We start from the raw sequence: 21,024 nt of genomic DNA on the forward strand, positions 1-21,024 counted from the left end.
TTATCAATAAAAAAAGCCCTGCTAATACAGGGCTTTTTAATTTCTAACTACAATTATAATGAGCTACTTGGCGATATTGACTGCTCGGGTTTCCCGTATTACGGTAATTTTCACCTGCCCCGGATAGGTCATATCGGTCTGAATCTTCTGAGAGATTTCAAAGGAAAGGTTGGAGGCTTTCTCATCATTCACCTTTTCACTTTCCACAATCACTCTCAATTCTCTACCGGCCTGAATGGCATAGGCCTTCTTAACCCCTGGAAAACCAAAGGCGATTTCCTCAAGATCTTTTAAACGCTGAATATAAGAATCAAGGACCTGTCGTCTGGCACCTGGCCTGGCACCGCTAATCGCATCACAAACCTGTACGATAGGCGAAAGCAGGGAATTCATTTCTATTTCGTCGTGGTGAGCACCAATGGCATTGCATACCTCGGGTTTCTCCCCAAATTTTTCAGCCCACTGCATCCCAAGGATCGCGTGAGGAACTTCTGTCTCTGAATCTGGCACCTTCCCGATATCGTGCAGTAATCCGGCACGTTTGGCTAGTTTAGGGTTAAGTCCGAGTTCAGCAGCCATAACTCCACAGAGCTTAGCAACTTCCCTGGAGTGCTGCAAGAGGTTTTGCCCGTAAGATGAACGGTATTTCATTCTTCCAACTGTCTTTATAAGTTCGGGATGAAGGCCGTGAATTCCAAGATCAATAACGGTACGTTTTCCAATATCTATTATTTCTTCTTCAATTTGTTTCCTGGTCTTCTTTACTATCTCCTCAATTCGGGCGGGATGAATACGTCCATCGGTTACCAGTTTATGGAGTGATAACCTGGCAACTTCTCTTCTTACCGAGTCAAAACATGAAAGTATAATGGCTTCCGGGGTATCATCAACTATAATTTCTACTCCGGTAGCGGCTTCCAGGGCACGAATGTTACGTCCTTCCCTTCCTATAATTCTACCTTTAACATCATCGCTTTCAAGATTAAATACAGAAACGCAGTTCTCTACTGCTTCTTCAGTTCCTATTCGTTGAATAGTATTAATTATAATCTTTTTTGCTTCCTGCTGGGCGGTAAGTTTGGCCTCTTCTACGGTATCCTGAATCAACGCCATAGCATCAGCCTTTGCGCTATCTTTTAAGGCTGTGGAAAGTTGTGCTTTGGCATCTTCAGCCGAAAGACCTGAAATGACCTCTAATTGCTGTATCTGGCTGTTATGAAGCTTATCTATCTCTTCCTGCTTCTTCTCAAGATATTCGGTACGATAAGAATAGTCTTTTAACTTCTCCTCCAGCTCTTTGTTAAGCTTTTTGTTTTTAGCAAGCTCACTGGAAACCTGGGATTCCTTATCTCTTACCCTCTTTTCGGCTTCATTGATCTTTTTATCACGCCCCATGATCACCTTCTCGTGCTCTGTCTTAAGCTCGATAAACTTTTCTTTGGCCTGAAGGATCTTATCCTTCTTAATGCTTTCTCCTTCCGATTTTGCCTCCTTCAGGATATTTGAAGCCGATTTTCTGGCATTTTTAATTGTACGGGAGGCTTGCTTGCGTTCCAGCAATTTTGCGGTGGCAAAGCCTATAGCTATACCAACGACCAAACCTATAATTATAGTAGTGATTTCCATTATTGAGTGTTTATATAAAAAAAAAGCCTGTATTAGTATTGGTTTGAAGTAAACTCTTTAAAATCAGGTTTAGGGCTAACAAGCTGCTCAAGAATCCGCTTTCCCGAGGGATACGGCACGCTTTTACAACTTAAACTCACCCTTCTTAAAGAATTCGTGTTGAGTTTCTCAAAATCACTAATACAGGCAGTAACCTTATTTTATTTAAAGAACTTTATTAAGACGCCAGGTGTTGTTGCAAAAGCTCATTAAGTGACCTTAACTTTTCTTCAGCTTCCTGCATATCTCCTGCGGCTTCTATATCTTTTTGCTCGGTTTGGGCCGCAAACTGCAAGGCACACATAGCCAATACATCCTGCTTATCCCTAACGGCATAACTCTGCTCAAATTGTTTTATCATGGCCTCGATCTTTTTTGCAGCCTTTCTCAAGCCTTCCTCCTGTTTAGGCTCAATGGTCAAGGGATAAACCCTGTCTGCAATGGAGATCTTAATCCTTAATTTATCCATGATGCTTATTTATTCTGATAATTGAACAATACATTGATCAATTTCTCTTATCAAGCTGTTTATTTTGAGCTTTGTTTCTGTCTTATAATCTTTACTGCCCAGCATCGCGTTGGCTGCTTTAAGAGTTTGAATTCGTCCCTCAGAATTCTCAAGTTCTTCTTTGAGACGGGTATTCTCAGAAGCAAGAGTTGCCATTTCCTCCTGAAGGGAACCCAAGTTTTGCTTTAAAGCTTCATACTTATGAAGCAACTTGCTGATTCTATTTTCAAGATTATCAACTATTTCTGTCAATTCACTCATTCAAGCGCAATCTAATGCTTATTTCCACAAAGTTAACATACGCTTTGAAATATCCCAATACTTTTTATTTCTATTTTAGATTTTACCTAAAGCCAGAGCTAACATCTTAAGCCTTAAGACTTTATTTTTTGCATAAAGTTTGATTAAATTTACCTCCAGGAAATTGCTATTCTTAAATCATACTTATGAAAATTATCACCATTCTAAGCTTATTTTTAACAGGCCTTAACCTTTATGCCCAACCCAGTGTTCCGGAAGACTATTTCTCTTCCCCATTGGAGGTTCACCTGGTGCTTTCCGGTACTTTTGGGGAACTGCGTTCCAATCATTTTCATAGTGGCCTGGACATAAAAACCCAGCAGCGCCAGGGATTGAATGTGCTGGCTACCGCCGATGGTTACGTGAGTCGCATAAATATTCAACATTATGGCTACGGAAAAGCTATATATGTGCAGCATCCTAACGGCTACACTACGGTATATGCACATTTGCAGAAATTTTCTCCTGAAATTGAAGCCTATGTAAAAAAGCGACAGTACGCCAACGAAACCTATGAGATTGAACTTTTTCCTGAAGCAGGGGACCTTAAGGTCTCTCAAAATGAGCTTATTGCTCTTAGCGGAAACACTGGCGGCAGCGGTGGTCCTCACCTCCACTACGAAATAAGAGATGGCAGCCAACGCCCTATGAATCCCAAACTTTTTGGAGTTCAGATCAAGGATTCCCGCCCCCCAATCATCAATTCGCTTTTTGCCTATCCACTTGATTCCGAATCTCACGTGAACAATTCGGCAGAACGGCAAAAAATACGACTTATCCCCTTGAAGGATGGCAGCTACACTACCGAAAAGATCGATGCCTGCGGCAATATTGGTTTCGGGGTATCTACTGTAGACCAACAGGATATGGCCCCAAACAAAAACGGGGTCTATAAGGTTGAAACTTCGGTAAATGGGGATGATATCTTCTCCATAAAGTTTAATCGCTTTTCTTTTGCTGAAACCCGTTATCTCAACCAACTTATTGATTACGAATACTACAGCAACCACAAAAGCAGGGTCAAAAAACTCTATGTGGAACCCGGAAACCCCCTTAGTGTTTATGACAAGGTTGTTTCAGAAGGAAAATTAAATATTAAGGATAGCCTGGATTATAATTATAATATCAGGGTTACCGATTTCTCCGGAAATGAACGATTGATAAGAATTCCTATCCGCGGTCGTAACAGCGGGGAAATTCAACCTAAAAAAATAAACAAAACCGATTATTTCGTTAATGCCAATCAAGCTTTTGCAGCCGAGGAAAACGGAATTGATTTTTATATCCCTGCAGGTAGTTTATATGGAAACACCTATCTGGATATAAAATTCAAAGGAGATACTATAGATTTCCATACCGACGAGACTCCCATCCATAAAAATATAACTCTGGGATTCGATGTTAGCAAATATAGCCCTGAAGACCGGGAAAAACTATTTATCGCCCGTTTGGGATATGGAGGTCGCCCACTTTATACCTCAACCTACAAAAAAGGAGATCGCTTCACCACGGGCATCAGAACATTTGGAGAATATACCCTTGCAGCAGATGTTAGCCCCCCAAAGATCACTCCCTTAAATTTCAATAACGGGCAGTGGATCTCTTCCAACAAAAATCTAAGGTTAAAGATATCTGATGATCTCTCCGGAATAAAAAGCTATAGGGCGACGGTAAACGGTAAGTTCATCCTGATGGAATATGAATACAAAAACAACAGCCTAACCCATAATTTCGCCGATGGGGTGGTTACGGAAACCGAAAATAACTTCAAGCTTATCGTAACCGATAATGTTGGGAACAGCACGACCTATAAAGCAAAATTCTTCAGAAAAAATTAAAGAACAGGAGGTTACCGCTCAAAGCTAAAGCTTTAGGTGAGCGGTAATCTCAATTGTTTTTTATCAGAAACATATTTTTTCAATGCAAGCAAGGCAGCCAGCCTGGCCTCCTCTTTTATCCCGTCCTGCAATTTTTCTGCAGAATAATATTTTTTCACAAAGTGGGTGTCGAAATTTCCACTTCTGAAGGCTTCGTGTTCGAAAACAAATTTTCCGAAAGGAAGCGTTGTACTCACCCCTTTCACTTCATATTCACTAATAGCTTTCAGCATTAGTTGGATGGCCTCTTCCCGTGTTTTGCCGTAAGTAATGAGTTTACTAAGCATGGGGTCGTAGTAGATAGGTACTTCCATTCCCTCTTCGAATCCGTTGTCCACTCTTATTCCTGAACCTGAAGGCATTCTGTATCTTTCAAGGGTTCCCACACTTGGCATAAAATCTTCCATTGGATCTTCGGCATACACTCTTAATTCCAATGCGTGGCCTTTTATGCTTAGATCCTCCTGGTGATATTTTAACTTTTTACCACGCGCGACCTTAATTTGTTCTTCCACCAGGTCTATACCGGAAATAAGTTCGGTGACGGGATGCTCTACCTGCAAGCGGGTATTCATCTCCAGAAAATAAAAATTCTTTTTTTCATCAAAAAGAAATTCCACTGTCCCGGCTCCTACATAATCACAGGCCCTGGCGACTTTTACCGCAGCTTTTCCCATCTGCTTTCTTATTTTGGAATCCAACACAACCGATGGAGCCTCCTCCACCACCTTTTGGTGTCTGCGCTGCACGCTGCACTCTCTTTCAAATAAATGGATGATATTCCCGTGGGTATCGGCCAACACCTGAATTTCAATATGTCTTGGGGAAGTGACATACTTTTCGATAAAAACCGATCCATCCCCAAATGCCGATTCAGCTTCGCTGATGGCCCTTTTCATCTGGTCTTCCAGGTCTTTTTCCTTTTCCACAATGCGCATTCCTTTTCCTCCACCCCCGGCAGAGGCTTTTATAAGAATTGGATAGCCTATTTTCCCTGCAATTCCTTTGGCTTTATCTACATCGGTAATGGCTTCATCTATCCCGGGCACCATTGGAATATCATAATCTTTTACAGCATCCTTGGCAGCGAGCTTGCTTCCCATAATCCGAATGGCTTTAGAGCCCGGGCCTATCCAGGTAATTCCGGCCTTTTCCACGGCTTCTGCAAACATGGCGTTCTCACTAAGAAAGCCGTAACCGGGGTGGATTCCGTCTACCTCGAGCGACTTTGCTACTTCAATTATTTTATCACCTTTAAGATAGGATTCACTGGAAGCCGCTTTTCCTATACAAACAGCTTCATCAGCAAACTTTACATGAGGTGCGTTTCTATCTGCTTCAGAATAAACGGCAACGCTCTTTATTCCCATTTTCTGTATAGTTCTCATTATCCGTAAAGCGATCTCTCCACGATTGGCAACTAATATTTTTTTCATCTCAGACTTTTAATTTTGTACTAATTATAGCTTTTCATCACCAGGGATTATTCCATTTCAATAAGCAATTGATTTTTATCGACGCTCTCTCCCTTTTCTACCGAAATAGCTTTCACCACTCCATCACGAGGTGCACTTAGGGTATTCTCCATCTTCATAGCCTCCAAAACAAGCAGGTAGTCGCCTTCCTTCACCTCATCGCCCTCCCTCACCATGAGGTCGAGAATAAGACCAGGCATTGGCGCTTTTATATCATTAACCATCAACGCAGAAGTCAGGGTTAATCCCATCTTATCTATAAGCTGGTCCAACTCGTTAGAAATATTTACCTGGTAATTATTTGAATTTATTTTCACCTGGTATTGCCGTTTTAGAAAATCGGAATTGGCGATATTGGCTTTAAAGCTTCGGTTTTCCCGAAGCACATGATAGTTATTCACAGAAACTTTTTGGGTATCTAAAGCATTGATCTCGTCCTGGCTAAATTCGAATTCAAAGCTATCGTTTACCTTAACGCTGAATTTTTTTTCCATATTTATTGGTTTTCAAATAAAATTTGAAGCTACAGATGTAAATATAGAAAAACTATACAGCTTTTAAAGAATAGCTGTACAGGAAGATTTGTCCATCTTCAAGTGTTAAGAAAGCGTGAATTCACAAATTATTTAAGTTAAGACTTCTCAAATCGGCTTAACTTGGAATAAACCATAAAACCGGTAAATTATGAAAAAGTTAATTTTAACAGGACTTCTCGCCATATTTGCTATGAGCACAGGAGTAAGCCAGACAGAGGAACAGGTTTCTGCCGAGATTTCGGCATGGCTTGCAGAATATTTTTCCAACGAAAGCATTATGGACATGCATGTAGATTTTAACGACCAGAATGATGCCTACGAGGTTAAAATGTCTGATGGAAGTGAGATCGAATTCGATGTTGAAGGACATCCAACCAGTATTAAAAGCAGGAAAGGTTTCTGGCCGGAGGCACTACCTGAAGAAATTGCCAATTACCTCAACACTAATCACAAAGATGTGAAAGTGGTGAAATATAAAAAGGAAGATAATGGCTATGAAGTTAAGTTAGCCAATGGCACTGAACTGGAATTCGATATTAATGGCCAGCTACGGGATAATTAAATAATGTATTAAAAAGCAAAAGTGGCTGTCTTTTCAAGACAGCCACTTTTTTTAAAGAATATTTAACCTAACTTACTCGGCAGTTTCTGCTTTGTATTCTTCAATATCTTCACTAAAATCATATACTTTAGCTCCTTTAAGTTTATTTTCCAGGATACTGCTACCTGCTGCAGATCTAAAACCACCGGCACAGTGTACAACCACGGGCTTTTCAGTTGGCACTTCATCAGCTCTGTTTCTTAGCTCATTCAAAGGAATGTTCAATGAACCTTCTATGAATTTGCCGTCGGTTTCAACTTCAGCTTCGTTTCGAACATCAATTACAGTATACTTATCCCTGTTCTTTTTGAAGTCATCGTGATCGAAGGCATCAGTTGTAAGAGAAACTTTTTCTGAAAGGGTTACAATACCTTTCATTTGTTGTTCATAACCAATCTTAGCGATCCTTTCAAGGGTATCTTCCATATCATCCACACTCTTAACGACCATATAGAATGGTTCTTCAGGAGCGATAATGGCACCTAACCAGGTCTCCAGCTTATCCTCTTCTGTTACCCCCATTATATTGATACTATGCGGAAGGTGACCTTCTCTGTAAGTTTCACGGCCACGGCTGTCTACCACTACGGCATCATCCTCAAAACTTTCTACCAATAGTTTTACCGGTACACTGTATTTAGCTTTTTGAACATTCATAGCTCCTTTTCGGTTAACATCTACGTTAAACCCGAAGTAAGCTGGAATGAAGGGTTGATCCTTAAGGATCTCTTCAACGAATTCTTCTTCTGTCTGGTCGCGGAAAGCCCAGTTCCCCTGGCGTTCGTTTCCTAAAGTACTTGAAGAAGCATCACTCATGTTTTTTCCACAAAGTGAACCAGCACCGTGAGCAGGATATACTACGGTATCATCCGGAAGATCATTGAATTTAGTTTGCATGGTTTTATACATAGCCTTTGCCAGTTCTACTCGCTTGGCTTTCATATTACCCGCTTTCTCACGAAGGTCAGGACGACCAACGTTTCCAATGAAAAGGGTATCCCCGCTGAACATTGCGGTCTCTCCGTTTTCTTCTGCGATAAAGGTCAAACTGTCTGGAGAGTGACCAGGAGTATGCAGTGGTTTTACAGTCGCTCCCCCAATTTTCACGCTTTGCCCCTCGTCAAAACCAGTATGCGGATAACTTACTCCTACCATTTCGCTTATGTAAATAGTCGCCCCGGTTTCTTTATGAATTTGCAGGTGACTGCTCACAAAATCGGCGTGAGGGTGAGTTTCAAAAACCGCTACGATCTTTGCATTATTTTCTTCAGCATACTTATAATAAGGCATTGGGTTACGGCTTGGATCTACCAGGGCCATTTCCCCATTACTTATTATAGCATAAGAATAATGCGCTAAAGGCTCGTCTTTAAACTGTTTTATCTTCATCTTAATTTCTGTTTAATTATTATTTAGTGATTGTTTATTTTTCTTAAATGGAAAGAGCATCTGATTTTTAAATCCCTCAGGGAAATCATCGTCTCCTTCAAAACCAAGTTCTATATCCCTTCCTTCCAGAGGAATATAAGCCGTCCCGAACAAATAATCCCAAATGCTCAGGCTAAGTCCGAAATTCATTCCGTAAGGATGCGCCTCGGGGAGTTCCTTTGAATGATGCCAGATGTGCATTTTAGGATTATTAAAAATATAGCCCAAAAATCCATAGCTCCAGCCCACATTCGCGTGGTTTAAATGTCCTACTAAAACAGCGAACATATGCACCACAAAGAATTCCTGTATTCCAAAACCTATCATCGCCAGCGGAATGTATTGCACAGTTTTATATACAATGGTTTCTACAAAATGAAACCTGAACTGAGCCGCAAAACCCATCTCTTTTACACTGTGATGAATCTTATGAAATTCCCAAAGCCAGGAACGCTTATGCAATTGCCTGTGTACATTCCACTGAATAAAATCGGCGACAACGAACATTATAAGCAATTGCACCCAAACGGGAAAATCCTGCACCTCGATGGCCACAATATTGGTTATCCCGAAGAGAGCGAGGAAATCATTGAACAATTCTACCGCTACATTCGAGATCGCATTATATCCTATCAGGGAAAACAGGAAAAAATTAAATATAACATAGAACGTATCCAGCCAGAAGCCTTTCCGAAAAACCTTTTGGTTTTTCCTCCAGGGAATAAAAATTTCCAGCACCCAAACTATAAGAGACAAAAGCAAAAGCCAGTAAAAATAATTGGTCCAACCCGGATTGCTTATTTCCTCTACCAAATAATTAAAATATCCTGTAAAGGAATTCTGTATAATGTTTAGGTACTTCTCCAACAAGATTTTTAAAATTACAGCTGCAAAATTAGACAAAGCATAAGGCTTAAGCAGTAACTTTTGTTACAATCTCTGACCTACTGTAAGTTACAAAATAATTTGACATTCCATTGCTTCGGGATAATCCACTGCTAAAAATTAACCTCATTTTAACCATTGAACCACCCAAGGATCTTAACCGACTTATTATCTCTGTAGTCCATTCTGAATAAAATTATTAAGGCAGAGGTTAAAGTGAGAATTCCTATTAGCATAATGGCTGCTTCAATACTCACTAAATCGGCAATTACACCAGTAAGTATGGCTCCAATAGCATAGCCCAAATCTCTCCATAATCGAAAAACCCCAATGCTTTTGGCCCTGTCCTGTGGATGGGTGTTCTCGGCAATAGTAGCCAAAAAAGTTGGATAAACCATCGCCGTACCCCAGCCCAGAAGTGCCGAAAGCACTACGTAATGAGTCATCGTTTCTGCCCATACCAAAATCACCAGCACTATCGCTTGAAGCAACATCCCGAGAAAAAGCATATCTTTCTTGCTGTATATATCGGCTAATCTTCCCGTAAATAGCTGGCCTATTCCCCAAACGGCCGGATATAATGCAGTTACGATCCCTATTTGCTCCAGGTTAAAGCCTTTATGGGATAATAAGATAGGAAAAAGTCCCCAGGCCATCCCGTCGTTAAGGTTATTTATAAGTCCCGCCTGACTAACAGAACCAAGGTTTTTATGGGTCCAGGTAGTTTCTTTAAAAATATTCTTTAACCGGGATACCCCGGTAATATCTTCTTCTTTTGCTACATGGTGCCGGGTGTCTTTTATAAAAAATATACTGAAGAAAAGCCCCAATAACATCAGAACGATGCCCAGGTAGAACGGATAGGGTCTCAACCCATATTCTGCCGCTATCCATCCGGTTAAAAAGGCTACTACAGCAACCGCGAAATAACCGGCAAACTCATTCAACCCCATCGCGAAACCTCTCTGCCGCTCTCCCACCAGGTCTATTTTCATCACTACCGTACTGGACCAGGCAAGACCCTGGTTAATCCCCAGCAAAACATTGGCAGCGATGATCCAGTTCCAGTTTTCTGCAAAAATCAAGATAAAAGGAATCGGGATAGCAAAAACCCACCCTAATACCAATAGATTCTTTCTACCAAATTTATTAGCTAAGGCCCCGGCGTAATAATTGGAAATCGCTTTCACTACCCCAAATACCACTATAAAGGATAAAATAGCCGTGGTGGCGGCTATTTCAAATTCCTTCTCGGCAATCTCAGGCAGGATACTGCGTTCCAGCCCAACCATTCCTCCTACAAAAGCATTGACCAGCACCAGTAAACCAAACTGCTTCCAGTTTTCTTTAAGCCCGAGTTTTACGCTATCCATTCAGACAATTTTGCCTAAAAATAGAAATTCGTAACGAAATTTATCTGATTGAAGTTACTTTTATTAAAGATACTTTCTGCATCCTTCTGATTCTGGTTTTCCCTGTATACCCACAAAAGATCGAAGCTTAACCCATCAAGAAATCCCTCTACATTATATCGGAAATGGGTATTCACCTGAAAAGATTCATCTACATTATATTTATTGTATTTAAAATCCCCCGGTTGGGCCCCCAGGATCTGTTGCATCTCTACCCCAAAATGAAGCTTGGGTTTTAAAAAAGCATATTCACCTTTTAAAGCCAGTACATCTACATCACCCATTCCTTCCAGGCGGGAGCGCGAAATTGATGTAAAAAAATTATCCCTCCCCAATTCCTTTGGAAATAAGAAGCGTCCGGAATCAAAAGCATGAGTATAGGCAAAGGCAAACCTTAAACGGGATTGCTGCCAGCTAAGCTGCGAGCTTAGTACCTGTCCGTTCTCATCGGGCTGCACATACCTATGCTGGTAGTTTAGATCCTCATTATAAGAAAATGGTGACTGGTATACATATTGTACCCCCAGGTTAAAATCCTTAAACTCATAGTCTACCTGCGTCCATAAGGTATTCATTACCTTATCCATATAATAATCGTAAACTTTGAAGGTGAAGTTGTCTCTACGGTATCTGTAATTAAATATCCCCATTCCGGAAGAAGGGTAAAATTCGTGATAGTGAGCCTCATGTCCGTCGGGTTGAAAACCGTTATAAAAAAGTCCAAGCCCTTCCTCAAAGTTAAACCACTCGGTTGTGGCTCGGGGAGACATCCCGTTTAACCAGCCCAGGTTAAATTGATGCGGCCTACCCAAATTAAGATGCGCCCAGGCCCCACGATGAGCAAAAGGTTTCATCCTGCCATCACTGTGATTCAGCAAAGGGGTGTACTCCGTTTCTATCTTTCCATAGGTAAGGTAAGAATTTCCAAATCTGTATCGGATGAACAATTCTTCCAGCCTGTCCAGATCCTTAAAATTACCTTTATTAAGCACATCATAGAGTTCATATTCATACCTGGCATTTTTACCTGTGATAGGATCTTCCATTCCAAGGTCATTTCCGAATGTCTTATAGGTAAAGATACCTTTCACCCCGGCCTCGAAACCCTTATAATTCCCGGTAGTAAAGCCCACCGCTCCGCCGGTAGCATTGGTATAATAATCCTTTAGATCGCCCCGGTTTACAGTATTCATAAAATAATTTCTGATATGTCCATGCAGATGTGAATTCCTGAAAACATCTCTTAAATGCCCGGGTTCCTGTGTTTCCTCATGATGTCCCTCTGGTTCATTATGCTCCTCCTGGGAGTAAATTGATAAAGCCGGTAATAGTAAAACCAAGGCCAATGGCCACTTTAGTAGATACTTCATAATATGCTGTATGTTTTTCTGGAATGGTTCGCGAAAGAAGGAAAAATAAAAACCGAAATCAGTAACAAGGGTTACAGGGCTATGTAACCTTAGTTACATTATATTTTAAGCTCATAGTATATATTTGTCAGTTGATCGATGAAAATCAAATCTTACATAGCCGTTTTCTTTGCCCTGGTTTTTCTAGGGAAATTCTTTATGCTTGACTCTAAATTTCTGGGAAGTATATTAGAAACCGAAAATATAAGCTGGGTAAATTCCTTTTGTAAAAATAATCCATTGAATTCTTCGGAAGAGAATAAACCGGCAGACTTCGAAAAAGCAGAAAATCTACTGGTAATCAATGCGGATGCTATTTGTAATTCTCCTTTTAATTTTTCCAAACTGAATTGGCCCGCCCCTCAAGCCGAGCCAAATTTTCAGTATTATGATTACCGAAACCCCGCGGTAATTTCAGCATATCACGATAAATTCTATCCCCCTCCAAAAGTTTTGATTGCCTAATAGCTATAAAGACCTGCAGATTATTTAATCTCAAGGCTCTATAACAAATTACTTTCATAACTTTAATACAGAATGACAACTAAAATATTAGTAGACCGGCGTTCGGTTCAGGTATTCAGGGTAATGCTTAGCGGAATCTTTCTGGTAGCAAGTTTTAATCACCTGCTAAACGTAGAAAAAACCGTAAACCGGATAGACCAGGCCAGTTTTAAAGGAATAGCCTATTTTTTTGGAAATCCGGAACTACTGGTTATCCTCTCTGGCGCAGTGATGCTACTTGCAGGATTTGCTTTATTAATCGGCTTTAAAACCCGCTATGCGGCAATTATCCTGGCTCTTGTTTTATTACCGATCACGCTTACCGTTCAGGTAGGACAAATCAATACCCTGGGGCCGCTATTTAAGAATATTGCAATTATGGGCGGACTCGTATTTTTCATATTTAATGATTTCAGTAAAACCGAAAAACTATAATAACAACACGCAAAAAGCGTATTAAAATTAACAACAAAATGAAGACAATATTATTAAGCAGTTTCGCAATGTTTCTCGTTTTATTCAGTACACAGGTATCTGCGCAGGAACAACCAACCCACGATCATAATAAAGACTATGTGGTACTCACCAAGAAAGTAGATCAGTTGAAACCTATTCTTCTAACCGCCGAGGCTCTTGCTGAAGAAGATGGGGAACATTTTGGAGAGTTCCAGATAATCGTTTGTGGAAAGGATATTTCTCAACTAACCAATAAATCTAAAATGACTCCTTTCGTGGAACAAGCCAATAAATTAGGAGTAACATTAGTTGCCTGTGGCTTCTCTTTGAATAAATTTGAAGTAGACCGTAATGAAATCCCTAAGGAAATGACCGTAGTAGAAAACGGAATCCTTCACAATTTACAACTTCAGAAGAAAGGTTTCTATAGCCTTGGACTCTAATCAATAAATAACAATCACTAAAAACTACATAATGAAATATCTTTTAAAATCAATGCTTTTAGGACTGGCAGTAATTAGCATGGGAATATTCACTTCCTGCAATAGTATTTCCGGTTCTAATAGCGAGAAAGAAGGTGCAACGCCAATCGATACGACCAGGATCACCATTTTGCAAACCGCAGATATTCACGGTCAGCTGGATCCGCATCCCGAATTATTCTGGGAAAATGACAGTATCATCTTTAGAGATCGTGGTGGCCTGGCTCATATCCAGACCCTTTTTAAGGAAGAAAAAGCCAAAAATCCAGGCAATACTGTTATTGTTGACGGGGGAGATCTTATCCAGGGAAGCGGATACGCGGCCCTTTCAGAAGGAGCTATTTTTCCGGATATCATCAAGAATATGGACTTTGACCTAATAGTTCCCGGAAACTGGGAAGTAGTCTACGGAAAGGAAGTGATGATGGACGTCCTGAAGGGCTTTGAAAAACCAGTCATCGCTCAGAATATGTTTCATGATGACAAGGACAAAAAGGAGCTATTCCCTCCATACTGGATAAAGGAGATAGATGGCGTAAAACTTGGGTTTATCGGTATCAATGACCCCGATGTACCAGTACGCCAGAATCCAATATTCAGCGAAGGGATTGGTTTCAGCGGAATTGATGACAGCGTGAAAGATCTTATCCAAAAAGTAAAAAAAGAAGAAGGCGTTGATGCTCTATTTCTGGTAACTCATTTTGGGATCTTCAAGCAGGTGGAGTTAGCCAACAATCCAATTGTTAAAGATGTGGATTATATTCTTGGTAACGACACTCACGAACGGGTACGTGAGCCCATTCAGGGAAAATATGCCAGGGTAACCGAACCCGGTGCCTTTGGTTCTTTCGTTGGGAAAATGGAGCTGTATTTTGTAGACGGAGAGATCGTAAAAGAAGATTATGAACTTATGGATGTAGACCCTGAAAAATACCCGGCAGATCCCCAAATAGCCGAATTGATTGAAAAAGCTAAAGAACCCTACGAAGATCACCTGGAAACCGTAATTGGCTATACTAAAACGCCTATCTACAGATATCTAACCGTAGAGAATCCAATGGACAATATGATCACCGATGCCGCCCGCTGGAAAACCGGCGCCGACATCTCTATTTCCAATGGTTTCCGCTTCGGAAATCCTATTGTACCTGAAGATGGAAAACCGGCACCAATTACCCGTGCTAATCTTTGGAACCTCTTGCCCGTAAACGAAAAGGTGAAAACCGGAAAAGCAACAGGAAAACAGATAAAAGACTGGCTGGAAAAGGAAATGCATAATGCCTTTGCACAGGTTGCCACCGAACGTTTTGGCGGTTGGCTAGTACGTTTCTCAGGAATGGAAGTTGATTTCAACAGCCAGGGAGAAAAAGGTGAACGCATAAATTCGGTTAAGGTAAATGGAGAAGAGATGAAAGATGATGAATATTACACCATCTCTGCCTGTGTACGTCCCGGCGATCCACTCGACAATCTTTGCCGTATGCCAAACGTAAAGGATGTAGAAGTTAAGGATTACTACATACACGATGTGGTTGAGGAATACCTTAAGAAAAATTCCCCGGTAGCTCCCAAACTGGAGAAAAGAGCTTATTGTGAGCATTTAGGTCCTAACTCCTTCTCAACCGTTCCCGGAACAGACTATGAGTTCCACTAGGAATTATTGAATTATAAAAACTTAAAGGGCTGTCTTGCGACAGCCCTTTTTTATTATCCTGTTTTCTGATTTCCCATCGGCCCCCTTCGGTTACCACTCATCCCAGGCTGAAACCTGTGATAATAATAAGGCCTGATGATGACATGTTCCGAGAGCCTTGCGAGTTAATCCCCGGTTGTGAGTGTAGCAAATCAGCAGCGTAAATAATTTTTGAAGCCTTGGAAAAAATTTAGCTGCTGATTTGCGATTTTTAGGCCTTGTTACCAAAATACACATCCACATAGGGCGCCTTTTTTGTTTCGTTTTTATGCGAGCAAAAAATAAAAATTATATTTTTTAAACTAATTTTTTATTGACTTATAAAACAGAAAAAACCTGATTAAAATTAAATTTTAAAATACCTCAGTGGTAAATGGGAGGGTCATTGAGCTCTTTGGTTACGTTCAGGCCAGGCCAGGCCGGGATACTAATTAAATTCCAGACAATCCTGAGAAGGCGTATATACTCCGGCGGCCTGTTGATAGACCAACCTGGCTCCTAAGTGTCCCACGAAAGCCAGATAAACCGATCCGGTAAGCATCATCAACACCAAAAGGAATTTAAAGAAATTCTTCTTGAAATTGAGAAATCTATAAGTGAGGGCCAAATCCAAAGCGAAGCCGGCTGTGAAAATCCAGGCCGTAATATAGGCCATATTTTCGTGTTCCTTTAATACGGTAGGATCACAAAGCTTTCGGGAAACAATACCATCAGCCTGATTTCCGGTAAAAATGGCGATCCAGGCGCCCAGAATACCTAAGCCAAGAAGTATACTTCCCGCCTGAGGCCAGACTTTGTTCCTACTCCACAGCGAAACAATTTTAAATAATGTAGCAACCAACAGTAAGGCTACTGGAAAATGTGCGGACAGAGGATGAATTACCTCCGTCCGCCAGAAATCCGGAATCTCATTCATAAGTTATTCCAGGATTTTTACGCTAAGTGGATCTAATCTTTTTCCAACCTTTTCCACTTCCACTTCTACTTTCTGACCTTTTTGAAGTTCAGAGAATTCCACTTCATTCCCGTCTCTGCTTAGTACGGTCTCATCAGTGAAATAAAGCTCCAGAGTTTTATTGTCGTCGGTTTTAACATAAATCTCTGTTTTATCGGGTTCCACTTCATCTACGGTTCCCTGGTAAGTTCCAGATTCTACGGTACTGGTTTCCCCGCAGGCAAAAAACATAAATACCAAGCCAACAAACATACTTTTTAAAATTACATTTTTCATATTTAAGTGATTTTAGTTGTTAATCCCTATCTAAATTACGCATTCAAATGCACTTTTTAGGATTTCCTGGCCAGAAATCTGATCACCGCAGCCTTTCCTTTGTGATACTCCCCTTCTTCCAATTCGATTTCCTTTTCTTCAAATTCTTCAAATTTATAACCTCTTAAATCAGCCTCCAGTTCCTCTTTAGTATAGAGCATTTCAGCATCTTTTGGCCCACCAGCTTTCGGGTTGTGTTTTTGATATTCTACCTGTTCCTTACTAAAACCTTCAAAGATTATCACTCCTCCCGGCCGTAGATACTTGTCGAATTGCTGAAAATAATTTTCCCTTATCTGCTTCGGAAAATGCGCGAAGATGAGGCCGATAGCGTCAAATTCCTCTTTTTTATAATCTAACACCTCCAGCTTTCCTACCTGGTAATCAAGTTCTACCTTGTATTCGCGGGCAAGTTTTCGAGCCTTATTTTTTCCTTCTTCACTAATATCAAAAGCCGAAACCTCCCAGTCCATCCTGGCGGCATAAACAGCATTTCGTCCTTCGCCTTCGGCCGGTAGTAGGATACGGCCCGGTCTTAACTCCTCCAACTTCTCCTGAAAATACCTATTCGGTTTTTTTCCGTAGACATACTCTTTTTCCGAATAACGTTCGTTCCAAAAATCTTTCATAATCTTCTATTTTTTTCTGAAACTGCAAAAAGTGAAGTTCTGTTTGCCCCCCGAAGGAGTGATATGATCTACATTTCTGCATTCCAGAGTTTCAAATTTTTCTTCAAGTAGTGCGCTTAGTTCCTCTTTGGAATATTGCTTTATTTCCCTTCCACTACATTTGGTGGGGCCGTATTCAGAAAAAGTGGCAAGCACCACAAAACCTCCACGCTTCACCGATCGCTCCAGGTTAATAAGGTAGTCCTCCACCTGTTCCTTTTCAGTTAAAAAATGAAAAGCAGCGCGATCATGCCATAGGTGGTACATCTTTTCTGGTTCGAAAGAGGAAGCATCAGCAGCTATCCAGCTAACCTGCTCTGCCCTTTCTCCCAAACGTTCCTGGGCGTGATCTAATGCCTTTTCGGAAATATCCAGTACCGAAATATCCCGGTACCCTTCCTCCATGAGATAATCCACCAAATTAGAATCGCCGCCACCAACATCAATTATGGCCGCCGTTTCGGGCAAGTCCAGGGCTGCGATCATTTCCAGGGAGGTCAGCGGCTTTTCCTGGTACCAGGTGGCCTCTTCATATTTCTTGCTTTTATATACCTTCTCCCAGTGTGTTTTTGAGGCTGTACTCATATTTTTTTATTCTTTACTCTTTATACATCTTCTAAGGCTTCGACTTATCAAGAACTTTTATTAAATTAAAACTTTTCATCAGGTGAAATAATCCGGGAAGGATTACAAATCCGCCTATCAGCAACATCAGTGCAAGATTATCTATAGTAGCTTCGGGCGCGAGATTCTCCAGCAAACTCAACTCCTCTTCCGAAGTAATTATAATATAAGGAAAATGAGCGATAATAGCGGCAAACATAATCAACACCCCCTGCAAACCTGCCAGGTAACGGCTCCATATCCTGCTTCCTCTTTTTATACTTCGCCATAAAGGAATCAACAACAAACCTGAAATACCCACACTGATTAAAGAAACTGGATTATGGATGAAATCCTCGATGAAAATGAAGTCTGCAAAATATCCGTAAACAATCAAGGCAAATCCCAGCACTACCAGCACCACCGTGTACATAATTGATTTCTTCCTGTAGAGTTTTCTGGCATCGCCTTCGGTTTCTGCTATCAGGTAGTTAGCTGCGAGAAAAGCGCAAAGAGCTGCATAAAATAATCCTATCAGGAGGCCGAAAAGATGCAACCAGGGTTCCATAAACAGGTCGTAAAAACCATAATTAGAATAATCATTAGTTATTATTATTTTACCGCTTATCAACGAAGCAAAAGACATTCCCAGGAAAACCGGGGTAACTAAACTCCCAACACGAAAAAGTCGGTTATACCAGATCTGCGAACTGTCTAACACCGCATCATAATGCCGAAAGACAAAAGCTACTCCCCGAATAGTAATTCCCAGCAGTACCAACACCAGCGGGATATGGAGATAAATCATCATCACATTAAAATACCCCGGAAAGCCTACCCACAGAATCACCAGCAAAATGATAAGCCAGATATGATTAGCTTCCCATACAGGTCCCATCACCCGATATATCGTATCCCTGGTAACTTTTCTATTCTCCCTGGAGGAAAACAGTTCCACGATCCCAGCTCCGAAATCGGCACCACCAAGCAGTACATACAATAAAAGAGAAAACAACAGGAAAAAAAGCACTACATACAACATAATTATTCTTCTTTATTAAGGGCTTTCATCTGCCGGTTCATTAGCCAGGTTACAGTAATACCCAGTATGGTATATAAAAACAAGTAGAAGAAGAAACTGTATTTCATACCCGGCATTGGGGTTACAGCATCCTCAGTGCGCATCACCTGATGAATAATCCAGGGCTGCCGGCCCACTTCGGTCACTACCCAGCCTGCTTCCAGGGCGATAAATCCAAGCGGGGCGGCGATAATAAACAGCAACCAAAACTTCCGGTTTTTCAGCCAGTTTTTCTTTTTTAGACTGATAAAATAAATCAGGCCGGCAAGCATCAATAAGGTGCCCAAACCAACCATTAACTGAAAGGCATAATGCACAATTGGCACTGGCGGCAGCTCATCATCAGGAAAATCGTTCAGGCCCTTCACTTCAGCATCAAAATCCCCAAAAGCAAGGAAGGATAAAGCTCCCGGGATTTCGATCTTATGACTGACTTCCCGGTTTTCTTCGTCTACAATTCCGCCTATATAAAGCGGAGCGCCTTTCTGGGTCTCATAATGGGCTTCCATAGCGGCGAGTTTTACCGGCTGGCGTTCAGCCACATCTTTAGCCGAAAGATCACCACTGAGGGGCTGTAAAAATGCAGCCACTGCCCCAAAGACAATCGCTATTTTAAAGGCTTTGGTATGCAGTTCAACATTCTTCCCCCGAAAAATCTGCAGCGCGTGAACTCCCGCTACCGCAAAACCGGTAGCCACAAAGGCCGCCAGGGTCATGTGCAGAGCCTGGGTGAACCAGGCAGGATTGAGCAAGGCTTCCACGGGATCGATATTAAGGAATTCTCCATTGACATAATCAAAACCGGAAGGGGCATTCATCCAACCGTTAGCCGAAACAACAAGTATTCCTGAAGCCACTCCGGCTACCCCTACGATGATACCGGTAAACCAGTGAAACTTTTCAGGCAGTTTCTTCCAACCATATAGATAAAATCCAAGCGCTATTGCTTCAACAAAGAAAGCCGCTCCCTCAAGAGAAAACGGCATCCCGAAAATCGGTCCTGCGTGTTTCATAAATTCCGGCCACAACATTCCCAGTTCAAAGGAAAGTGCGGTACCGGAAACAGCACCGGTAGCGAAGAAGATAGCCACACCTTTTAACCAGGCCTTGGTGAGTTTTAGGTATATCGGATTGCGGGTCTTTAACCATTTATGATGTGAAACCACCATAAAAAAGGGCATCACCATCCCTATACAAGCGAAAATTATATGAAAGCCAAGGGTAAAGGCCATTTGAAGCCTCGCATAATCCAGATTCTCCATCAAGTATATTTTTTCAGGTCACGGCCGTAATCAGGCGTGATTTTATAAATTTAAATTTAGGAAAAATTCTGCCGCTGCTATTATAATATTAGAAGTAATTATTGCCGGTAATTGGAGATTTCGTTAATCCGGGATTGGTTGGTGAAATTAGCTGATTGGGGAATGCTTAATGGAGAGGCTGGTTTTAGGCAGAAAGTGAAGAATATATCTGAAACGGGAGTGATTTTAATGAACTAAAGAGACAGGACAACAAGTCTTGAAGAATTTTCAAATTTTTCCAGAGAGTTAGGTTTTTGGTATCGGGGAGTTTTAAACCCTACAGATATATGAAAATTTGCTTCCTTTTCAATTAGGGCAGGTAATCAGAGTTTATCTGGGTGTTCCCGGGTGCAATTAACCAAATACCCCAAACAGGAAGGAACTTGAACTTACATTTAAGTATGTTTCCTAAAGCCTGGGCAAAAATCTCCCACTGTGTTTCATATAATTCCCATACTCCGGAAATTTCTGAAGCAGCAGCTTTTCCTCATAACGGCTTTTAAAATAGAACAGGATAAGCAACAAGAAAGCTATAAGCAGTTTATAACCGGAACCCAGGTAAAGCGCAAGGGAGAATGCTGAAAGCAGGATCCCCGAATAGATGGGATGCCGAATATATTTGAAGAGGCCATGCGTGATTAGATTTGAACCTCGTACAGGACTTGGGAAAATCGAAAGATTGGTTTTAAGCTGTAACAACGCTAAAAAAACCACCCCTCCACCAATTAAGATGAGGGGTAGTAATAAAAAATCAATCCAGTCCGGTAATCTGAAACTTAAGGACGAAATATCTAATAAAAAACTTAAAAACAGCGTCAACTGCAAACCCACATAAGCAATATCCCTCGCTTTAAGAAACAAATTACCGGA

22 protein-coding genes and 1 other RNA gene are annotated in these 21,024 nt (G+C 41.1%); 6 read left to right on the plus strand and 17 right to left on the minus strand.

Annotated features, from left to right (window positions below):
- Window positions 1-63: 63 nt before the first annotated feature.
- The 4 genes from rny to VIM94_RS00845 form a co-directional block, all read right to left on the minus strand.
- Complete coding sequence (gene rny / locus VIM94_RS00830) at window positions 64-1,626, minus strand: ribonuclease Y (protein WP_332037398.1); 1,563 nt, start codon at window positions 1,624-1,626, stop codon at window positions 64-66.
- Between the two features lie 50 nt (window positions 1,627-1,676).
- Window positions 1,677-1,791, minus strand: a non-coding RNA gene (gene ssrS / locus VIM94_RS00835) — 6S RNA.
- Window positions 1,792-1,843: 52 nt separating this feature from the next.
- Complete coding sequence (locus tag VIM94_RS00840) at window positions 1,844-2,134, minus strand: cell division protein ZapA (protein WP_332037399.1); 291 nt, start codon at window positions 2,132-2,134, stop codon at window positions 1,844-1,846.
- A gap of 9 nt (window positions 2,135-2,143) precedes the next feature.
- Complete coding sequence (locus VIM94_RS00845; RefSeq protein WP_332037400.1) at window positions 2,144-2,434, minus strand: hypothetical protein; 291 nt, start codon at window positions 2,432-2,434, stop codon at window positions 2,144-2,146.
- Between the two features lie 185 nt (window positions 2,435-2,619).
- On the opposite strand from VIM94_RS00845, the gene VIM94_RS00850 reads away from it, so the two are divergent.
- Complete coding sequence (locus tag VIM94_RS00850) at window positions 2,620-4,311, plus strand: M23 family metallopeptidase (RefSeq protein ID WP_332037401.1); 1,692 nt, start codon at window positions 2,620-2,622, stop codon at window positions 4,309-4,311.
- Window positions 4,312-4,343: 32 nt separating this feature from the next.
- Here the strand turns inward: VIM94_RS00850 and accC are convergent, their stop codons facing one another.
- Window positions 4,344-5,786, minus strand: a complete 1,443-nt coding sequence (gene accC / locus VIM94_RS00855; RefSeq protein WP_332037402.1) for an acetyl-CoA carboxylase biotin carboxylase subunit — start codon at window positions 5,784-5,786, stop codon at window positions 4,344-4,346.
- A gap of 47 nt (window positions 5,787-5,833) precedes the next feature.
- The gene (locus VIM94_RS00860; RefSeq protein WP_332037403.1) at window positions 5,834-6,319 is read right to left on the minus strand and encodes an acetyl-CoA carboxylase biotin carboxyl carrier protein subunit; all 486 of its coding nucleotides are present in this window, start codon (window positions 6,317-6,319) and stop codon (window positions 5,834-5,836) included.
- Between the two features lie 190 nt (window positions 6,320-6,509).
- Here VIM94_RS00860 and VIM94_RS00865 point away from each other — a divergent pair, with 190 nt between their 5' ends.
- Window positions 6,510-6,923, plus strand: coding sequence for a PepSY-like domain-containing protein (locus tag VIM94_RS00865; RefSeq protein ID WP_332037404.1), 414 nt, complete (start codon window positions 6,510-6,512; stop codon window positions 6,921-6,923).
- 72 nt (window positions 6,924-6,995) lie between these two features.
- Here the strand turns inward: VIM94_RS00865 and VIM94_RS00870 are convergent, their stop codons facing one another.
- The 4 genes from VIM94_RS00870 to VIM94_RS00885 all read right to left on the minus strand — a co-directional run bounded on the left by VIM94_RS00870 (window position 6,996) and on the right by VIM94_RS00885 (window position 12,057).
- Window positions 6,996-8,351, minus strand: coding sequence for an MBL fold metallo-hydrolase (locus VIM94_RS00870; RefSeq protein WP_332037405.1), 1,356 nt, complete (start codon window positions 8,349-8,351; stop codon window positions 6,996-6,998).
- Window positions 8,352-8,363: 12 nt separating this feature from the next.
- Complete coding sequence (locus VIM94_RS00875; protein WP_332037406.1) at window positions 8,364-9,257, minus strand: sterol desaturase family protein; 894 nt, start codon at window positions 9,255-9,257, stop codon at window positions 8,364-8,366.
- A gap of 149 nt (window positions 9,258-9,406) precedes the next feature.
- Window positions 9,407-10,648: an MFS transporter gene (locus VIM94_RS00880; RefSeq protein WP_332037407.1), complete on the minus strand. Its 1,242-nt coding sequence runs from the start codon at window positions 10,646-10,648 to the stop codon at window positions 9,407-9,409.
- Between the two features lie 14 nt (window positions 10,649-10,662).
- On the minus strand, window positions 10,663-12,057 hold the full coding sequence (locus tag VIM94_RS00885) for a hypothetical protein (RefSeq protein WP_332037408.1): 1,395 nt from the start codon (window positions 12,055-12,057) through the stop codon (window positions 10,663-10,665).
- Between the two features lie 138 nt (window positions 12,058-12,195).
- Between VIM94_RS00885 and VIM94_RS00890 the strand changes: the two genes are divergently transcribed.
- The 4 genes from VIM94_RS00890 (at window position 12,196) to VIM94_RS00905 (ending at window position 15,192) form a co-directional block, all read left to right on the plus strand.
- The gene (locus VIM94_RS00890) at window positions 12,196-12,561 is read left to right on the plus strand and encodes a hypothetical protein (protein ID WP_332037409.1); all 366 of its coding nucleotides are present in this window, start codon (window positions 12,196-12,198) and stop codon (window positions 12,559-12,561) included.
- A gap of 72 nt (window positions 12,562-12,633) precedes the next feature.
- Window positions 12,634-13,035, plus strand: a complete 402-nt coding sequence (locus VIM94_RS00895; RefSeq protein WP_332037410.1) for a DoxX family protein — start codon at window positions 12,634-12,636, stop codon at window positions 13,033-13,035.
- A gap of 38 nt (window positions 13,036-13,073) precedes the next feature.
- Window positions 13,074-13,499, plus strand: a complete 426-nt coding sequence (locus tag VIM94_RS00900) for a sulfur reduction protein DsrE (RefSeq protein ID WP_332037411.1) — start codon at window positions 13,074-13,076, stop codon at window positions 13,497-13,499.
- A gap of 31 nt (window positions 13,500-13,530) precedes the next feature.
- Complete coding sequence (locus VIM94_RS00905; RefSeq protein ID WP_332037412.1) at window positions 13,531-15,192, plus strand: bifunctional metallophosphatase/5'-nucleotidase; 1,662 nt, start codon at window positions 13,531-13,533, stop codon at window positions 15,190-15,192.
- Window positions 15,193-15,658: 466 nt separating this feature from the next.
- Here the strand turns inward: VIM94_RS00905 and VIM94_RS00910 are convergent, their stop codons facing one another.
- The 7 genes from VIM94_RS00910 to VIM94_RS00940 all read right to left on the minus strand — a co-directional run bounded on the left by VIM94_RS00910 (window position 15,659) and on the right by VIM94_RS00940 (window position 21,015).
- Window positions 15,659-16,147 (minus strand): DUF2231 domain-containing protein, encoded by a 489-nt coding sequence (locus VIM94_RS00910; protein WP_332037413.1) that lies wholly within the window; start codon window positions 16,145-16,147, stop codon window positions 15,659-15,661.
- 3 nt (window positions 16,148-16,150) lie between these two features.
- Window positions 16,151-16,462, minus strand: a complete 312-nt coding sequence (locus VIM94_RS00915; RefSeq protein ID WP_332037414.1) for a hypothetical protein — start codon at window positions 16,460-16,462, stop codon at window positions 16,151-16,153.
- Window positions 16,463-16,518: 56 nt separating this feature from the next.
- On the minus strand, window positions 16,519-17,130 hold the full coding sequence (locus tag VIM94_RS00920) for a class I SAM-dependent methyltransferase (RefSeq protein WP_332037415.1): 612 nt from the start codon (window positions 17,128-17,130) through the stop codon (window positions 16,519-16,521).
- A gap of 6 nt (window positions 17,131-17,136) precedes the next feature.
- Window positions 17,137-17,754 carry a class I SAM-dependent methyltransferase gene (locus VIM94_RS00925; protein ID WP_332037416.1) on the minus strand — a complete coding sequence of 206 codons (618 nt, stop codon included), beginning with the start codon at window positions 17,752-17,754 and terminating at the stop codon, window positions 17,137-17,139.
- 31 nt (window positions 17,755-17,785) lie between these two features.
- Window positions 17,786-18,814 (minus strand): cytochrome d ubiquinol oxidase subunit II, encoded by a 1,029-nt coding sequence (locus tag VIM94_RS00930; RefSeq protein WP_332037417.1) that lies wholly within the window; start codon window positions 18,812-18,814, stop codon window positions 17,786-17,788.
- Window positions 18,815-18,816: 2 nt separating this feature from the next.
- On the minus strand, window positions 18,817-20,115 hold the full coding sequence (locus tag VIM94_RS00935) for a cytochrome ubiquinol oxidase subunit I (protein WP_332037418.1): 1,299 nt from the start codon (window positions 20,113-20,115) through the stop codon (window positions 18,817-18,819).
- Window positions 20,116-20,562: 447 nt separating this feature from the next.
- Window positions 20,563-21,015: an isoprenylcysteine carboxylmethyltransferase family protein gene (locus VIM94_RS00940; RefSeq protein WP_332037419.1), complete on the minus strand. Its 453-nt coding sequence runs from the start codon at window positions 21,013-21,015 to the stop codon at window positions 20,563-20,565.
- Window positions 21,016-21,024 lie beyond the last annotated feature (9 nt).

The sequence above is a fragment of the Salegentibacter sp. genome (genome assembly GCF_036568425.1).
GTDB lineage: Bacteria > Bacteroidota > Bacteroidia > Flavobacteriales > Flavobacteriaceae > Salegentibacter.

What these genes read in the sequence shown, in the direction of transcription:
- rny (WP_332037398.1), bottom strand. Translation starts at nt 1,626, where the DNA reads ATGGAAATCACTACTATAATTATAGGTTTGGTCGTTGGTATAGCTATA.
- VIM94_RS00840 (WP_332037399.1), bottom strand. Translation starts at nt 2,134, where the DNA reads ATGGATAAATTAAGGATTAAGATCTCCATTGCAGACAGGGTTTATCCC.
- VIM94_RS00845 (WP_332037400.1), bottom strand. Translation starts at nt 2,434, where the DNA reads ATGAGTGAATTGACAGAAATAGTTGATAATCTTGAAAATAGAATCAGC.
- VIM94_RS00850 (WP_332037401.1), top strand. Translation starts at nt 2,620, where the DNA reads ATGAAAATTATCACCATTCTAAGCTTATTTTTAACAGGCCTTAACCTT.
- accC (WP_332037402.1), bottom strand. Translation starts at nt 5,786, where the DNA reads ATGAAAAAAATATTAGTTGCCAATCGTGGAGAGATCGCTTTACGGATA.
- VIM94_RS00860 (WP_332037403.1), bottom strand. Translation starts at nt 6,319, where the DNA reads ATGGAAAAAAAATTCAGCGTTAAGGTAAACGATAGCTTTGAATTCGAA.
- VIM94_RS00865 (WP_332037404.1), top strand. Translation starts at nt 6,510, where the DNA reads ATGAAAAAGTTAATTTTAACAGGACTTCTCGCCATATTTGCTATGAGC.
- VIM94_RS00870 (WP_332037405.1), bottom strand. Translation starts at nt 8,351, where the DNA reads ATGAAGATAAAACAGTTTAAAGACGAGCCTTTAGCGCATTATTCTTAT.
- VIM94_RS00880 (WP_332037407.1), bottom strand. Translation starts at nt 10,648, where the DNA reads ATGGATAGCGTAAAACTCGGGCTTAAAGAAAACTGGAAGCAGTTTGGT.
- VIM94_RS00885 (WP_332037408.1), bottom strand. Translation starts at nt 12,057, where the DNA reads ATGAAGTATCTACTAAAGTGGCCATTGGCCTTGGTTTTACTATTACCG.
- VIM94_RS00890 (WP_332037409.1), top strand. Translation starts at nt 12,196, where the DNA reads ATGAAAATCAAATCTTACATAGCCGTTTTCTTTGCCCTGGTTTTTCTA.
- VIM94_RS00895 (WP_332037410.1), top strand. Translation starts at nt 12,634, where the DNA reads ATGACAACTAAAATATTAGTAGACCGGCGTTCGGTTCAGGTATTCAGG.
- VIM94_RS00900 (WP_332037411.1), top strand. Translation starts at nt 13,074, where the DNA reads ATGAAGACAATATTATTAAGCAGTTTCGCAATGTTTCTCGTTTTATTC.
- VIM94_RS00905 (WP_332037412.1), top strand. Translation starts at nt 13,531, where the DNA reads ATGAAATATCTTTTAAAATCAATGCTTTTAGGACTGGCAGTAATTAGC.
- VIM94_RS00910 (WP_332037413.1), bottom strand. Translation starts at nt 16,147, where the DNA reads ATGAATGAGATTCCGGATTTCTGGCGGACGGAGGTAATTCATCCTCTG.
- VIM94_RS00915 (WP_332037414.1), bottom strand. Translation starts at nt 16,462, where the DNA reads ATGAAAAATGTAATTTTAAAAAGTATGTTTGTTGGCTTGGTATTTATG.
- VIM94_RS00920 (WP_332037415.1), bottom strand. Translation starts at nt 17,130, where the DNA reads ATGAAAGATTTTTGGAACGAACGTTATTCGGAAAAAGAGTATGTCTAC.
- VIM94_RS00925 (WP_332037416.1), bottom strand. Translation starts at nt 17,754, where the DNA reads ATGAGTACAGCCTCAAAAACACACTGGGAGAAGGTATATAAAAGCAAG.
- VIM94_RS00930 (WP_332037417.1), bottom strand. Translation starts at nt 18,814, where the DNA reads ATGTTGTATGTAGTGCTTTTTTTCCTGTTGTTTTCTCTTTTATTGTAT.
- VIM94_RS00935 (WP_332037418.1), bottom strand. Translation starts at nt 20,115, where the DNA reads ATGGAGAATCTGGATTATGCGAGGCTTCAAATGGCCTTTACCCTTGGC.